This window comes from Chiayiivirga flava, from assembly GCF_014202825.1.
Lineage (GTDB): Bacteria > Pseudomonadota > Gammaproteobacteria > Xanthomonadales > Xanthomonadaceae > Chiayiivirga > Chiayiivirga flava.
Genome location: NZ_JACHHP010000005.1, coordinates 234715 through 249294, shown reverse-complemented (window position 1 = coordinate 249294; position 14580 = coordinate 234715). Strand labels below are relative to the sequence as shown.

11 protein-coding genes and 2 pseudogenes are annotated in these 14580 nt (G+C 68.9%); all 13 read right to left on the bottom strand.

The features are described 5' to 3' along the window. Positions 1 to 4: 4 nt before the first annotated feature. Positions 5 to 694, bottom strand: coding sequence for a molybdate ABC transporter permease subunit (gene modB, locus HNQ52_RS14170; RefSeq protein ID WP_183961822.1), 690 nt, complete (start codon positions 692 to 694; stop codon positions 5 to 7). Further along, positions 691 to 1485 (bottom strand): molybdate ABC transporter substrate-binding protein, encoded by a 795-nt coding sequence (gene modA / locus HNQ52_RS14165; protein ID WP_183961821.1) that lies wholly within the window; start codon positions 1483 to 1485, stop codon positions 691 to 693. The genes modB and modA overlap by 4 nt, the downstream gene beginning before the upstream one ends. A 234-nt stretch (positions 1486 to 1719) precedes the next feature. After that, positions 1720 to 2526, bottom strand: a complete 807-nt coding sequence (locus tag HNQ52_RS14160) for a S1/P1 nuclease (protein WP_183961820.1) — start codon at positions 2524 to 2526, stop codon at positions 1720 to 1722. Between the two features lie 468 nt (positions 2527 to 2994). Further along, positions 2995 to 4560 (bottom strand): threonine ammonia-lyase, biosynthetic, encoded by a 1566-nt coding sequence (gene ilvA, locus HNQ52_RS14155; RefSeq protein WP_183961819.1) that lies wholly within the window; start codon positions 4558 to 4560, stop codon positions 2995 to 2997. Positions 4561 to 4812: 252 nt separating this feature from the next. Beyond that, positions 4813 to 5871, bottom strand: coding sequence for a 3-isopropylmalate dehydrogenase (gene leuB, locus HNQ52_RS14150; protein ID WP_183961818.1), 1059 nt, complete (start codon positions 5869 to 5871; stop codon positions 4813 to 4815). A gap of 52 nt (positions 5872 to 5923) precedes the next feature. Continuing rightward, positions 5924 to 6517: a 3-isopropylmalate dehydratase small subunit gene (gene leuD / locus HNQ52_RS14145; protein ID WP_183961817.1), complete on the bottom strand. Its 594-nt coding sequence runs from the start codon at positions 6515 to 6517 to the stop codon at positions 5924 to 5926. Next, positions 6517 to 7950, bottom strand: coding sequence for a 3-isopropylmalate dehydratase large subunit (gene leuC / locus HNQ52_RS14140; protein ID WP_183961816.1), 1434 nt, complete (start codon positions 7948 to 7950; stop codon positions 6517 to 6519). Before leuC ends, leuD begins: the two co-directional genes overlap by 1 nt. A gap of 278 nt (positions 7951 to 8228) precedes the next feature. Then, positions 8229 to 9200 (bottom strand): branched-chain amino acid transaminase, encoded by a 972-nt coding sequence (locus tag HNQ52_RS14135; RefSeq protein ID WP_183961815.1) that lies wholly within the window; start codon positions 9198 to 9200, stop codon positions 8229 to 8231. 250 nt (positions 9201 to 9450) lie between these two features. Next, complete coding sequence (locus HNQ52_RS14130) at positions 9451 to 11010, bottom strand: 2-isopropylmalate synthase (RefSeq protein ID WP_183961814.1); 1560 nt, start codon at positions 11008 to 11010, stop codon at positions 9451 to 9453. Beyond that, complete coding sequence (locus HNQ52_RS14125; protein WP_183961813.1) at positions 11007 to 11327, bottom strand: ACT domain-containing protein; 321 nt, start codon at positions 11325 to 11327, stop codon at positions 11007 to 11009. Before HNQ52_RS14125 ends, HNQ52_RS14130 begins: the two co-directional genes overlap by 4 nt. Continuing rightward, a pseudogene (locus tag HNQ52_RS17270) lies at positions 11320 to 12462 on the bottom strand (thiamine pyrophosphate-dependent enzyme); the annotation flags it as partial. The gene HNQ52_RS14125 and the pseudogene HNQ52_RS17270, both read right to left, overlap by 8 nt. Before the next feature lie 165 nt (positions 12463 to 12627). Further along, a pseudogene (locus HNQ52_RS17585) lies at positions 12628 to 13209 on the bottom strand (thiamine pyrophosphate-binding protein); the annotation flags it as partial. 293 nt (positions 13210 to 13502) lie between these two features. Continuing rightward, the gene (gene ilvC / locus HNQ52_RS14115) at positions 13503 to 14543 is read right to left on the bottom strand and encodes a ketol-acid reductoisomerase (RefSeq protein WP_183961812.1); all 1041 of its coding nucleotides are present in this window, start codon (positions 14541 to 14543) and stop codon (positions 13503 to 13505) included. Positions 14544 to 14580 lie beyond the last annotated feature (37 nt).

Genomic DNA, 14580 nt, shown 5'->3' with positions numbered 1-14580 from the left:
GCGCTCATGCCTCGCGCCGCCCGCGCTGGCGCCGTGCCAGCCATTCCGACGCGAGGATCGCCGCGAACGAGATCGCGATCGCGACGATGGCGAGCCGCCAGATCGCATCCTCGCCGCCCGGCACCTGCATCAGGCCGTAGATCGCGGCCGACAGCGTCTGCGTTTCGCCGGGGATCGCGGAGACGAAGGTGATGGTCGCGCCGAATTCGCCGAGCGCCTTCGCGAACGCGAGCACGAGCCCCGCGACGATGCCCGGCCAGGCCAGCGGCAGCGACACGGTGACGAAGCGCCACGGCGCGTTCGCACCGAGCGTGGCGGCGGCCTGCTCGAGCTTCGGATCGATGGCCTCGAACGCGAGGCGGATCGCGCGCACCAGCAGCGGGAAGCCCATGATCGCGCTTGCGAGCGCCGCGCCGGTCCACTTGAACGCCAACGTGATGCCGAACGTCTGCTGCAGCCACATCCCGACGCTGCCGCGCGCGCCGAACGTCACCAGCAGCGCGTAGCCGATCACCACCGGCGGCAGCACCAGCGGCAGGTGCACGAGTGCATCGAGCACGCTCTTGCCCGGGAACCGCGCACGCGCCAGCAGCCAGCCCGCCGCGATGCCGAACGGCAGGCTCGCGAAGGCGGCGACCAGCGCGACCTTGAGGCTCAGCGCGATCGCTTCGAGTTCGCCGGGCGACAGCGTCATCGTGCGAGGTCGAAGCCTGCCTCGCGGAACACGGCGGCCGCGGCATCGCCCTGCAGGTAGGCGAGGAAGGCCGCCGTGTCGCGGTGCGCGTCGCTGCGCTTCACCGCGGCGACGGGGTAGACGATCGCCGCGTGGCTCGCGGCGGGGAACGCGGCGAGTTCGCGCACCTTCGGCTCGGCGAGGGCATCGGTTCGGTAGACGATGCCGAGCGGTGCTTCGCCGCGCGCGACGAACATCAGGGCCTGGCGCACGTCGTCGGTCTGCGCGAGTGATTCTTCGAGTGTCGACCACACGCCCAGGTGCAGCAGTGCGGCGCGTGCGTACCTGCCGGCGGGCACGCCGTCGACACGCGCCACCGCGAGGCGGCCGCCGGCGAGCGCGCCCGTCCACGCGCCGGCGTCGCCGAGCGCGAAGGCGGGCGTGCCCGCGTCCGCGGGCGCGACGAGCACGAGCGTGTTGCGCAACAGATCGTGGCGCGTGGCGGGCTCGACGAGGTTCGCGTTCTGCAGCGTGTCCATCCACGCGCTGTCGGCGGAGAGGAACACATCGGCGGGCGCACCCTGTTCGATCTGACGGGCCAGCGCGGAGGTTGCTGCGTACGCCACGCGCGGCGCGGCGCGGCCCGTTGCGGCGTAATCGGACGCGACGGTGTCGAGCGCACCCTTGAGGCTGGCGGCGGCGAACACGGTGAGCGGAGCCTCGTCGGCGGCCGGGGCGGCGAGCGGCAGCAGGGCGAGCACGATGACAGCGGCGCGCAGCAGGGCGCGGCGGAAACCGGTGGAAGCGCGCATGGGATGGGGCGATCCGGCATCGGGGACGGGCGGTGTGCACACCTTCGTGCGTGCGGCTGCGTGATGCAAGCGTCGGCGCAGACGTGGTCGGCGCGCTAGGCCGTGCGGTGGCGGTCTCGGGCCGGGTCGATCGGCAACGCCGGTCGCCGCGGAGCGCCGCTGCGGCGCGGCGCCGTTTCGTTCAACGCCGCTTGCCCTGCGGGCAGGTGAACCGCGGCGCGGCCAAGGCATGCTTCACGGCCCGGCACCGACGCCAAGCGCGCGCTCCAGCATCGCCGCGAGGCGTTCGGAGGCCTGCACCACGCGCTGCTCGACGTAACCGCGCTTGTCGACGAGATACGACGGATCGAGCTTGCCGGGCTTCGCCGGATACGCCGCCTGCGCCGCGAGCGCGGAGCACGATTCCATCGCCCACGCCGCGCTGTCGCCGTTCGCGAGACCGGGCGCGCGCCGGCGCTGCGCGTCGAGGCGGTCGGCGTAGGTCTGCAGGTCGAGCTGTGCACTGTGCAGGATGCGGTAGTCCCACACCGAATGCAGATTGGTGCCTTCGCCGTCGAGGTTCACCTGGAACTCGTTGCCGCCCTCGTCCGTGCGGTTGCCTGCATGCAGCGGCTGGTGCACGTCGCCGACGAAATGCACGACAAACTTCAGCGCCTGCGCGCGCTGCTCGCGCGGCAGCGTGGCATCGCGCAGTTCGGCGCCGTATCGGTCGATGGCGGCGACGATGCAGCTGCCGTCGGGGCAATCGCGTGCGGCGTCGTAGCGGCACGCATCGTCCTGGATGTACACGTAGTGGAACGGCGCCGTGAACTTCCACGCGGCCTGTTTGCGGACCGTGTCGGGCCACGTGGCGACCGACGCGAGCGTCTGCTCCGGCTCGTCGCGCAGCAGGTCGGCGATCTGCGCGCGCGCGCTTTCGGACAGCTGCCGCTCGGCCAGTTCGCCGACGAGTTGATGGCCGAATCCGCTCCATGCGAAGGCGGGTGCGCTGACGACGAACATCAGGGTGGCGAGAAGGGCGATCGGGTGGCGACGTTGCATTCGCGGGACACGCTCAAGGCAGAGGGGCGAGCGTAACGCGATCGCGTTGCGGTTGCAGTTCGGTCCGGCGCAGCAGTGCTCGCTTGTCATCGTGGCCTTCGCACACTGCCGTCAGAATGAAGCTGGCACGACACATCGAGTGGTCGGGCTCTGCGCGGATCGCAACCAGCGAAGCCCGCACCCAATTCGCCATCCGTCACCTCACCCGCCGTCGTCCCGGCGAAAGCCGGGACCCAGTGACGTTGCTTGGTGTCGCTGTCGTTCCAACCCGAAGAGACGCCGCTGGGTCCCGGCTTTCGCCGGGACGACGGGTTTTCTGGGGGCGACGCACGCGAGATGGTGGCCGTCTTTGCTGCGAGGACAACAGGCTACATCGGCAACCGACGATCGAAAGGAAGACGCGGCCGGACCCCGGTGCGGCATCTCCAAGGTGACGGAGCGGGTGCGAGCGACGTCGACTGTCGTCGATCAGCCCGCGCCGACGAACTGCCGCAGCGCCGGATTGCCGGTCTCTTCCGTAAACCAGAATCCCAACCGCGCCAGATCCGCCTCGAACGCCGCATCCTGCGCCGCATCGATCTCGAACCCCGCCAGCACGCGCCCGTTCGCCGCGCCGTGGCTGCGGTAGTGGAACAGGCTGATGTTCCAGTGCGTGCCGAGCGTTTCGAGGAACTGCAGCAACGCGCCGGGGCGCTCGGGGAATTCGAAGCGAAACAGCCGTTCGCGCGCGAGCGGCGACGGCCCGCCGACGAGATGCCGAACGTGCAGGCGCGCGACTTCGTTCTCGGTGTAGTCCGACACCGCGTAACCGCCGGCCTGCAGCGCCTGCCGGATCGTGCTGCGTTCCGCGGTGCCGCCCTTGAGCGCGACGCCCACGTACACCTGCGCGCCCTGCGCGGTGCCGTCGGCGGCGGTGCGGCCGTGGTAGCGGTAGTTGAATTCGGTGATGGCGCGGCGGCCGATGTTGCGGCAGAAGCCGAGGAAGGAGCCCGGCTGCTCGGGAATCGTCACGCCGAACAGCGCTTCGTGCTGTTCGCCGACGGCGGCGCGTTCGGCGACGTGGCCGAGGCGGTCGAAGTTCATGTTGGCGCCGCTGAGCACGGCGGCGAAGGTGCGCGCCTCGCCGGGGTTCGCCTCGATCCAGCGTTTCATGCCGGCGACGGCGAGTGCGCCGGCGGGTTCGACGATGGAGCGGGTGTCCTCGAACACGTCGCGGATCGCGGCGCAGACCTGGTCGGCGTCGACGGTGATCACTTCGTCGACCAGTTCACGCAGCAGCGCAAACGGCGCCTCGCCGATCTGCCGCACGGCGCAGCCGTCGACGAAGATGCCGACGTGGTCGAGGCGTGTCGGTGTGCCGTGTGCAAGTGCGGCGGCGAGGCAGGCAGCATCGTCGGGTTCGACGGCGACGATGCGGATCGAAGGATCGAGCGCCTTCAGGTACACCGCCATGCCGGCCGCGAGGCCGCCGCCGCCGACCGGGATGAAGACCGCGTCGAGCTTGCCCTGATGCTGCGCCATCAGCTCCATCGCAACCGTGCCCTGGCCGGCGATGACGGCGTCGTCGTCGTAGGGGTGGATCAGCGCGCGGCCCTGCTGCTCGGCGAGCATGCGGCCGTGGGCGGCGGCGTCGTCGTAGGAGTCGCCATGCAGCACGGTGGTTGCGCCGTGTGCGCGCACGGCGTCGATCTTGATCTGCGGTGTGGTGGCCGGCATCACGATGACGGCGTCGATGCCGAGTTGTTTCGCACCGAGTGCGACGCCCTGCGCGTGGTTGCCGGCGGAGACGGCGACGATACCGCGTGTGCGTTCGTCGGCGGTGAGCTGCGCGAGGCGGTTGTAGGCGCCGCGGAGTTTGAAGGAGAAGACGGGTTGCAGGTCTTCGCGCTTGAGCAGGATGGTGTTGGCGAGCCGCGTGCTCAGGCGCGGCGCGTGGTCGAGCGGGGTGCGGCGGGCGACGTCGTACACCGGTGCGGTGAGGATGGCGCGGAGCCAGGTGCTGCTGTCGATGGGCGGTAGCGCGGTCGAGGACATGCTCAAGGCGCTCGTTGTCCGGCACCCGTCGATCGATACGCTGCATCGATCCACGGCGCGTGTCGCCAGTGTCTCGCGGTGTTTCGCATGGCCGCAGACGTGCAACGCCACCACACTCCGTCGTCCCGGCGAACGCCGGGACCCAGCGACGTTGTTCTTGCGTGCGGAATCAACCGAGCAACGTCACTGGGTCCCGGCGTTCGCCGGGACGACGGGTGAGGGGTGGCGAGGTCGATGTCATCGGCGCGTAGGTCATTCGGCGAGGCGTCGCACGACCCAAGCGCCCGCCTCCGCCGTCGACACGGCATTCCGCCGCGTCAGATCACGCGTAAGCACCCGCGCATCCAGCGCATCCGACACCGCCGCCTCCACCGCCACCGCCTCCCGATCCAACCCGAGCGAATGCCGCAACAGCAACGCCACCGACAGCAAGGTCGCATACGGATTGGCGATCCCGCGCCCCGCGATGTCCGGCGCCGAGCCATGGATCGGCTCGTACAACCCCGCCTTGCCATCACCCAGCGACGCCGACGGCAGCAGCCCCATAGACCCCCCGAGCACGGAGGCTTCGTCGGTGAGGATGTCGCCGAACAGGTTCTCGGTGAGGATCACGTCGAACTCCGCCGGCTTGGTCAGCAGGTGCATCGCCATCGCATCCACCAGCACGTGTTCCAGCGCGATGTCCGGGAACTCGTCACGCAACACGCGCGTGACCGTGCTGCGCCACAGGCGCGAGGTTTCGAGCACGTTGGCCTTGTCGACATGCGTGATCTTTCCGCTGCGTCCGCGCGCCAGCAGCGCGGCCTTGCGTGTGACGCGTTCGACTTCCTGCACGCTGTAGCGGCAGGCGTCGAAGGCCACGTCGCCTTCGCGCCTTTTCTCGCCGAAGTAAACGCCGCCGGTGAGTTCGCGCACGAACAGCAGATCGACGCCGTTGAGGAGTTTCGGTTTCAGCGGCGAGTACTTCGCGGCCACGGGGTGCGGCTTCACGGGGCGCAGGTTGGCGAACACGCCGAGCGTGGCGCGCAGTTTCAGCAGGCCCTGTTCCGGACGCACGCGTGCGTTCGGGTCGGACCACTTCGGACCGCCGACCGCGCCGAGCAGCACCGCGTCGGCGCGCTCGCACACGGCGACGGTGGCCGGCGGCAGCGGATCGGCATGGGCGTCGATCGCGGCGCCACCGATCAGGGCTTCTTCGATGGCGAAGTCATGGTTGAAACGGGTTGCGACGGCGTCGATCAGCGCGCGGGCCTGCACGCAGACCTCGGGGCCGATGCCGTCGCCGGGCAGGAGTGCGATGGTTGATTTCATTTGTCGGGATTGGTGATTCGGGATTCGTGATTCGAAAAAGGCGGGGCGCGGATCAGGCTGCACGCGTCAGTGCGTCGTGTGTCTGCTCGAAGCGCGAGATCGCAGCATCCTCGGACAGCAGGTAACCTAGCTGATCGACGCCGCGCAGCAGGCACTGGCGCGCGAAGCCGTCGATGTCGAACGGGATCGCGCCGCCGTCCGGCAGCTCGATGCGTTGCGTGTCGAGGTCGATCGTCAGTTCGCGTGCTTCGAACGCGGCGAGTCGCTGCCATTCGTCCTCGCCGACGACGATTGGCAGCAGGCCGTTCTTCAGCGCGTTGTTGCGGAAGATGTCGGCGATGCGCGTCGAGATCACGGCGCGGATGCCCATGTCGAGCAGCGCCCACGGCGCGTGTTCGCGCGAGGAGCCGCAGCCGAAGTTGCGGCCGCCGAGCAGGATGCCGGCGCCGCGCAGGTCGGCACGGTGCAGCGGGAACTCGGCGCGTTCGCGGCCATCGGCGTCGTAGCGCCAGTCGGCGAAGGCGAACTTGCCGAGGCCGGCACGCTGCGTGGTGGTGAGGAAGCGCGCCGGGATGATCTGGTCGGTGTCGATGTTCTCGTTCGGCAGCACGGCCGCGACCGAGGTGAAGCGGGTGAAGGCGTCCATCAGGCGGCGGCCTCGTGTGTATCGGCGGGCAGGGGCGGATAGTTGCGTGGGTCGGCGATCACACCCGCGACCGCGGCGGCAGCGGCGGTTGCGGGGCTGGCAAGCACGGTGCGCGCACCCTTGCCCTGGCGGCCTTCGAAGTTGCGATTCGACGTGCTGACCGCGAGTTGCCCGGCCGCGACGCGATCGCCGTTCATGCCGATGCACATCGAACAGCCCGGTTCGCGCCACTCGGCGCCGGCGGCGCGCACGATGTGGTGCAGGCCTTCGGCTTCGGCCTGGCGTTTCACGGCGTCCGAGCCGGGCACCACGAGCATGCGCACGTGCGACGCGACGTGGCGGCCGCGCAGCACGCCGGCGGCTTCGCGCAGGTCGCTGATGCGGCCGTTGGTGCAGGAGCCGATGAAGACCACGTCGACGTGTTCGCCGAGCAGCGGTGCATCGCCGTGGAACTGCATGTAGTCGAGTGCGCGCTGCGTGAGTGCGTCGTCGGCGCGCGGCACGATGCCGTCGATGGCGACGACCTGGCCGGGGTTCGTGCCCCACGTGACCGTCGGTGCGACGTCGGCGGCATCGACGATCAGTTCGCGATCGAACGTGGCGCCGTCGTCGCTGGTGAAGGTCTTCCAGCGCTCGACGGCGGCATCGAACGCCGCGCCCTGCGGCGCATGCGGGCGGCCGCGCAGGTAGTCGAACGTGGCCAGGTCGGGCGCGACGAGGCCAGCGCGTGCGCCGGCTTCGATCGACATGTTGCACAGGGTCATGCGGCCTTCCATCGACAGCGCGCGGATCGCTTCGCCGCGGTACTCGATGACGTGGCCGGTGCCGCCGTCCATGCCGAGCCGGCCGATGATGTGCAGGATCAGGTCCTTCGCGCCGACGTTGGGCGGCAGCGTGCCGTTCACGGTGACCGCGAGCGTTTTCGGGCGCTGCTGCAGCAGGCATTGCGTGGCGAGCACGTGGCCGACTTCGGTGGTGCCGATGCCGAACGCCAACGCGCCGAACGCACCGTGCGTGGCGGTGTGCGAGTCGCCGCAGACGATGGTCATGCCCGGCTGCGTGGCGCCCAGTTCCGGGCCCATGACGTGCACCACGCCGCGCTGGCCGGAGCCGAAGCCGTGCAGGGTGATGCCGAAGTCGGCGCAGTTGCGCTCCATCGTGGCCACCTGTTCGGCGGTGGCGGCGTTGTCGTAGGGCAGCGAGCCGTCGGGGTTCGGTGGCAGCGTGGGTGTGGAGTGGTCGAGCGTGGCGAGGGTGCGGTCGGGGCGGCGCACGGGGAGGTTGCGCTCGCGCAGTTCGGCGAAGGCCTGCGGCGTGGTGACTTCGTGCACGAGGTGCAGGTCGATGTAGAGGATGGCCGGGGCGTCGGCGGTTTCCTCTCGCACTGCATGCGCGTCCCAGATTTTTTCGATGATGGTGCGGGGTGTGGTCATGGCGGCGTCTTGCTGGCGGCGGCTCGTGTTTTGGTTCGTATGTCGGGTGTGACGGATGACGCCATACCCCACCACGCTCGTCATTCCCGCGAATGCGGGAATCCAGTGACCTTGCTCGGTTTTGACGTTGACTCTTCCCCGCAGAGCAAAGAAAGGTCAATGGATTCCCGCATTCGCGGGAATGACGGTTGGGAGGGGTGCGGCGTCGTGTGCGGTAGGGTCAGTGGATTCGAGTGGATTTGACAAGCGATCTGCGGACTGGGCGACTGGCGCGCGCGTCAAGCCACTTCCGCAAACGTTGCGCCGGTCTTGGTCTGCTCAGCGTTCTTCGCATTCACCTGATCCAGCCAGCCCCACTCGTCCGCCGTGCGCCCGTCGAACAACCCGAAGAACGCATCCTGCAACGCCTCCGTGATCGGCCCGCGCGAGCCCTTGCCGACGGTGATGCCATCCACCGAGCGCACCGGCGTGATTTCCGCCGCCGTGCCGGTGAGGAACACCTCGTCCGCGACATACAGCATCTCGCGCGGCAGCACCTGTTCCACCACCTCGAAGCCGAGCATCTTCGCAAGCTGGAAGATCGTGTCGCGCGTGATGCCGACGAGGATCGACGCGGCCGCGGGCGGGGTGTAGATCCTGCCCTTGCGGATCACGAACAGGTTCTCGCCCGCGCCCTCGCTGAGCTGGCCGTCGACCGACAGCGCCAGGCCTTCGCCGAAGCCGAGGCGGCGCGCTTCCATCGCGATCAGCTGGCTGGAGAGGTAGTTGCCGCCGGCCTTGGCGCCGGTGGGGAAGGTGTTCGGCGCAGCGCGGTTCCAGCTGGTGATGCAGGCGTCGATGCCGTTCTTCAGGCCTTCTTCGCCCAGGTACGCGCCGAATTCGGCGGCAATCACCAGCACGTCGATCGGGCCGTCGGCCGGCGGTGCGACGCCGAAGCCGGTGTTGCCGCGGAAGGCGATGGGGCGCAGGTAGGCGGAGGAGAGGTTGTTTTCGGTGATCGAGGTGCGGCACGCGGCGATGAGCTCGTCCTGCGTGTAGGGCAACTGCATGCGGTAGATCTTGGCCGATTCGAACAGGCGCTCGATGTGGTCGCCGATGCGGAAGAGGGCGGGGCCGTCCGGTGTCGAGTAGCAGCGCACGCCTTCGAAGACCGAGGAGCCGTAGTGCAGGGCGTGGGTCATGACGTGCACGTTGGCGTCGGCCCAGGGGACGAGCTTGCCGTTGAACCAGATGTAGGGGGAGGTTTTCATTGCGGCTCCGGTGTTGCGGTTGTCTGCTTGTCCTTCTCCCCGTGGGAGAAGGTGGCGCGTAGCGCCGGATGAGGGTTCGGGCGGAGTGGTGCGGTGGGTTTGCCCGAGCGGTCGTGACGTATGAGGTTGGTGTTTGATTTGCAGTAATACGGTTGATCAGGTCGAGGTGCGTTTGGCGTGGCTGGCATCCCGGACCCTCTCCCCAACCCCTCTCCCACGGGGAGAGGGGCTTTACGGGGAGGGTGAGGGGTCAGGCGGCGACCTCCGTCTGTGCGATCAGGGTACGACGGCGTTCGATGCGGTTGACGACTTCGATCAGTGCCAGCGCGCTGGCTTCCAGCACATCGGTCGAGACCGCGCGGCCATGGTAATCGCGTCCCTCGGCGTGGATCTTCACGCGCGCTTCGCCCTGCGCGTCTTCGCCTTCGGTGAGCGATCGCACCTGGTACTCGCGCAGTTCGTGGCGGAAATCGGTGACGCGCTCGATCGCCGAGAACATTGCATGCACCGGACCATCGCCGACGGCGCTTTCCTGCACCACGCGTCCATCCGCGTGCGACAGCTTCACCGTAGCCTTCGGCGACGCGCCGTGGCCGATCTCGCCGGCGATCTGCATCGACAGCAACCGCCACGGACCGGTCTCGTCGCCGCGCGCACCCATCGCGATCGATTCCAGGTCCGCGTCGAACACTTCCTTCTTACGGTCGGCCAGCGTCTTGAAGGCGGCGAAGGCCTGGTTGAGCGAGGCTTCGTCGAGCTCGAACCCGAGTTGCTTCAGACGATCCGACAAGGCCGCACGCCCGCTGTGCTTGCCCAGCACCAGAGACGACCGCGACACGCCCACGTCCTCCGGCGACATGATTTCGTACGTGGCGCGGTTGCGCAGCATGCCGTGCTGGTGGATGCCGCTTTCGTGCGCGAAGGCGTTCTCGCCGACGATGGCCTTGTTGCGCGCGATCACGCTGCCGGTCACCGCGATCAGCTGGCGCGAGGCCGGATACAGCTTCTGCGTGCGGATGCGCGTCTGCGTGCCGAAATGCTGCGGCCGCGTGCGCAGCGCCATGACGATTTCTTCCATCGAGGCGTTGCCGGCGCGTTCGCCGATGCCGTTGATGGTGCACTCGACCTGGCGCGCGCCGTTCTCGATCGCGGCCAGCGAGTTGGCGACGGCGAGGCCGAGGTCGTCGTGGCAGTGGCTGGACAGTACGGCGCGTTCGATGCCGCGCACGTTGGCCTTCAGGTGCGCGAACAGTGCGCCGTACTCCGCCGGCACGGCGTAGCCAACGGTGTCCGGGATGTTGAGCGTGGTGGCGCCGTGTTCGATCGCCAGTTCCAGCGCCTGCACGAGGAAGCCGAGGTCCGAGCGCGAGGCGTCTTCGGCGGAGAACTCGACGTCGGCGCACAGCGAGCGCGCCAGCGTCACGTGTTCGACGATCGAATCGAGCACCTGCTGCCGCGTCATGCGCAGCTTGTGTTCGAGATGCAGGTCGGAGGTGGCGATGAAGATGTGGATGCGCGGCGCCTGCGCATGTTCGAGCGCGGCGGCGGCGCGTTCGATGTCGTTGCGCTGGCAGCGCGCGAGCGCGGCGACGCTGCTGCCGCGCACCTGCTTCGCGATCGACGACACGGCGTGGAAGTCGTCGGGGCTCGCGGCGGCGAAGCCGGCTTCGATCACGTCGACGCCGAGGTCGGCGAGCATCGAGGCCATCAGCAGTTTCTGCGGCGTGGTCATCGAGCAGCCGGGGGACTGCTCGCCGTCGCGCAGCGTGGTGTCGAAGATGCGGACGTGGTCGGTGGCGGTTGCGCTCATACGGGCACGGCCTCCGCGCCGGATTCGATGGCGTGTTCGATGCCGCGGCGTGCCGGCACCGGAACGTTCGGGCGCGCTGCGGGATACGCGCTGCGTGCGATGTCGAGCGAGGCCGCGCGCACGTCGTGCAGGCGCTGCACCTGGCGCAGCAGCACGTCGCCGGGGCGGTCGGCGGGCAGTTGCAGGAAGACGTCGAGACCGCGCGGCGAGGGTTCGCTGCGGATCGCGCCGAGGCGGAAGCCGCGCCGTTCGATGAGCCCGAGCACGCGCACCAGCGCGCCTTCGGCGGGGGCGAGGGTCAGTGTGAGCTCAAGCATGGGTGGTCTCCGGGCGGGCGGTGCGGGTGGGTGACGCGGTGTCGTCGAGCATGCGGTCGTTGGCCGTGTTCGGCGGCACGAACGGCCAGACGTTGGTGTGCGGGTCGATGCTGACGTGCAGCAGGCAGGGGCCGTCGCTGTCGAGCAGGGCGCGCAGCGCGGCGTCGATGCCGGCGCGCGTGTCCAGGCTCAGCGCCTTGATGCCGAAGGCGCGTGCGACCTGCGCGAAATCGGGGTTGTCGGACAGGTCGATCTCGGAATAACGCTCGCCGTACAGCAGTTCCTGCTGCTGCCGCACCATGCCGAGCACGCCGTTGTCGAGCAGCAGGATCTTCACCGGCACGCCGTAGCGGCGCAGCGTGGCGAGTTCCTGGATGTTCATCATGATCGAGCCGTCGCCGCTGACGCACACCACCGGCGTGCCGGGGCGAGCGAGCGCAACGCCCATCGCCGCGGGCAGGCCGAAGCCCATCGTGCCGAGGCCGCCGCTGGTGAGGTGCTGGTGGATCTGGCGGTGCACGCAGTGCTGCGCGACCCACATCTGGTGCTGGCCGACGTCGCAGGCGATGACGGTGTCGTCGCTCGCGAGTTCGCTGAGGCGGCGCAGCAGGGCGGGGGCGTAGATTTTTTCGCCGGGGGCGTCGTAGCGCGGCAGCGAACCGGCGCGTGCGGTTTCGCAGTGCACCTGCCAGTCGGTGATGTCGGGTGCGACGTGCAGTTGCGGCAGCAACGCGTTGAGGTCGCCGACGAGGTGGACGTTGGCGTAGCGCAGCTTGGAGACTTCCGCGGCGTCGACATCCATGTGGATGACTTTTGCGTGCGGTGCGAACTCGGCGAGTTTGCCGGTGGCGCGGTCGTCGAAGCGGGCGCCGATGCAGATCAGCAGGTCGGAGGCCTGCACGGCCATGTTGGCGGCGCGGGTGCCGTGCATGCCGAGCATGCCGAGGAACTGGGTGTCGTCGGTGGGGAGGGCGCCGAGGCCTTTCAGCGTGCTGACGACGGGGATGCCGGTGGCGCGGGCCATGGCGCGGAAGGCGTCGGTGGCGCGGGCGAGGCCGATGCCGTAGCCGGTGTAGAGCACCGAGCGTTTGGCGTTGGCGATGAGGTTGCGGGCGCGCTGGAGCGCGGCGGGGTCGATGGTGATGCCGACCGCCGTCGTGTTCGACGACGCCTGTGGTGGCGCTGCTCGACACGCACGCTCGGCGTCATCCCGGCGAACGCCGGGATCCAGTGCCCTGTTGCCTTGCTCGTTGGCTGGAAATCCAGGGGCGCTGGATCCCGGCGTTCGCCGGGATGACAGCGGGGAGGATTGGGGTGCTGCGGCAAGCGCATGCGTCGAGGCTGCTGGCGACAGCGTTGTTGTCGCCACGTCCTTGGGGATGTCGATCAACACCGGCCCCGGCCGCCCCTCGCGCGCAATCGCGAACGCTTCGCGCACCGTGTCGAACAACGTATTCGCATCGCGGATCACGTAGCTGTGCTTGACGATCGGCAGGGTGATGCCGAGCACGTCGACTTCCTGGAAGGCATCGGTGCCCATCAACGACTGCGGCACCTGGCCGGTGATCGCGACCATCGGCACCGAATCGAGGAAGGCGTCGGCGATGCCGGTGACGAGGTTGGTGGCGCCCGGGCCGCTGGTGGCCATGCAGACGCCGACTTCGCCGGTATGACGCGCGTGGCCGTTCGCGGCGAGTGCGGCGGCCTGTTCGTGGCGCACGAGGATGTGGCGGATCGGGGAATCCACGAGGGCGTCGTAGACCGGCATGATCGCGCCGCCGGGGTAGCCGAAGACCAGCGCGACGCCTTCCGCCTCGAGCGCGAGCAGCAGCGCGTCGGCGCCGCGGAGCTGCTTCGGGGTGGCGGGGGTGGACGTGGTCATGGTGGTCTGGTCTGTTCTCGGTCGGGCGTGATGCATTGATCGTTTGGGTTTGCGATGCGTCCGGTTCGAAGCGGAGCGTCGCTTGCCCTTCTCCCCATGGGAGAAGGTGGCGCGAAGCGCCGGATGAGGGTTCGGTTGGAACGCAGGGTTGGAGTCTTGCTTCAGTGGGTGGTGACGTATGAGGTAGTACGGTCGACGAGGTCGAGTTGGGAAGCTGCGTCGAGGCGTCCCGGACCCTCTCCCCAACCCCTCTCCCACGGGGAGAGGGGGCTTCGAGCGGAGTGAGGTGAGGATCAGGCCGCCGGCGCGGTCTGCTTCTCGGTGGCTTCCTTCTTCGCCGACGCCGAATCACGCAGCCAGCTCATGCTCGCGCGCAGCCGCTGGCCCACCGTTTCGATCTGGTGATCCAGATCGCGCTGCTTGAGTTCCATGTACTTGCCGCGCCCGCTCTTGTGCTCGTTCACCCATTCACGCGCGAATTGCCCGTCCTGGATCTCGCGCAGCACCGCGCGCATCTGCGTGCGGGTGTGCTCGTCGACCACGCGCGGGCCGCGCGTGAGGTCGCCGTACTGCGCGGTTTCGGAGATGAACTGGTGCATCTTCGCCATGCCGCCTTCGTGCAGTAGGTCGACGATGAGTTTGAGTTCGTGTAGGCATTCGAAGTACGCCACTTCCGGCTGGTAACCGGCTTCCACCAGCGTCTCGAAGCCCATCACGACGAGTTCCGTCGCGCCGCCGCACAGCACGGCCTGCTCGCCGAACAGATCGGTCTCGGTCTCCTCGGCGAACGAGGTTTCGATGACGCCGCCGCGCGTGCCGCCGATGCCGTCGGCATAGGCCAGCGCGAGTTCCTTGGCCTTGCCGGTGGCGTCCTGGTGGATCGCCATCAGGCTGGGCACGCCGCGGCCTTCCTCGTACTGGCGGCGCACCAGCGCGCCCGGGCCTTTGGGTGCAACGAGAATGACGTCGAGATCCGTGCGCGGCGCGATCTGGCCGAAATGCACGTTGAACCCGTGCGCGAACAGCAGCGCGGCACCCGGCTTGGCGTGCGGCGCGATCACGTCGCGGTAGACGTCGGCCTGCTGCATGTCCGGCGTGAGTAGCGCGATCAGATCGCCCTTCGGCACGGCATTTTCCGGCGTGTCGACGTCGAGGCCGTCGGCTTGCGCCTGCGCGAAGCTCGGGCCGCCGGCGCGCGCCGCCACCAACACCCTGAAGCCGGAGTCGTGCAGGTTGCGCGCGTGCGCGCGCCCCTGGCTGCCGTAGCCGTAGATGACGGTGGTCTTGTCGCGGAGGGCGGCGGGGTTGGCGTCGGCGGTGGAGTACGTCTTCATTGCGGTGAGTCCTTGCGAGCGTGTGTTGGAGAGCGGT

Excerpts from the sequence above, each read along its gene's own strand:
- modB (WP_183961822.1), bottom strand. The coding sequence starts at position 694 with ATGACGCTGTCGCCCGGCGAACTCGAAGCGATCGCGCTGAGCCTCAAG.
- modA (WP_183961821.1), bottom strand. The coding sequence starts at position 1,485 with ATGCGCGCTTCCACCGGTTTCCGCCGCGCCCTGCTGCGCGCCGCTGTC.
- HNQ52_RS14160 (WP_183961820.1), bottom strand. The coding sequence starts at position 2,526 with ATGCAACGTCGCCACCCGATCGCCCTTCTCGCCACCCTGATGTTCGTC.
- ilvA (WP_183961819.1), bottom strand. The coding sequence starts at position 4,560 with ATGTCCTCGACCGCGCTACCGCCCATCGACAGCAGCACCTGGCTCCGC.
- leuB (WP_183961818.1), bottom strand. The coding sequence starts at position 5,871 with ATGAAATCAACCATCGCACTCCTGCCCGGCGACGGCATCGGCCCCGAG.
- leuD (WP_183961817.1), bottom strand. The coding sequence starts at position 6,517 with ATGGACGCCTTCACCCGCTTCACCTCGGTCGCGGCCGTGCTGCCGAAC.
- leuC (WP_183961816.1), bottom strand. The coding sequence starts at position 7,950 with ATGACCACACCCCGCACCATCATCGAAAAAATCTGGGACGCGCATGCA.
- HNQ52_RS14135 (WP_183961815.1), bottom strand. The coding sequence starts at position 9,200 with ATGAAAACCTCCCCCTACATCTGGTTCAACGGCAAGCTCGTCCCCTGG.
- HNQ52_RS14130 (WP_183961814.1), bottom strand. The coding sequence starts at position 11,010 with ATGAGCGCAACCGCCACCGACCACGTCCGCATCTTCGACACCACGCTG.
- HNQ52_RS14125 (WP_183961813.1), bottom strand. The coding sequence starts at position 11,327 with ATGCTTGAGCTCACACTGACCCTCGCCCCCGCCGAAGGCGCGCTGGTG.
- ilvC (WP_183961812.1), bottom strand. The coding sequence starts at position 14,543 with ATGAAGACGTACTCCACCGCCGACGCCAACCCCGCCGCCCTCCGCGAC.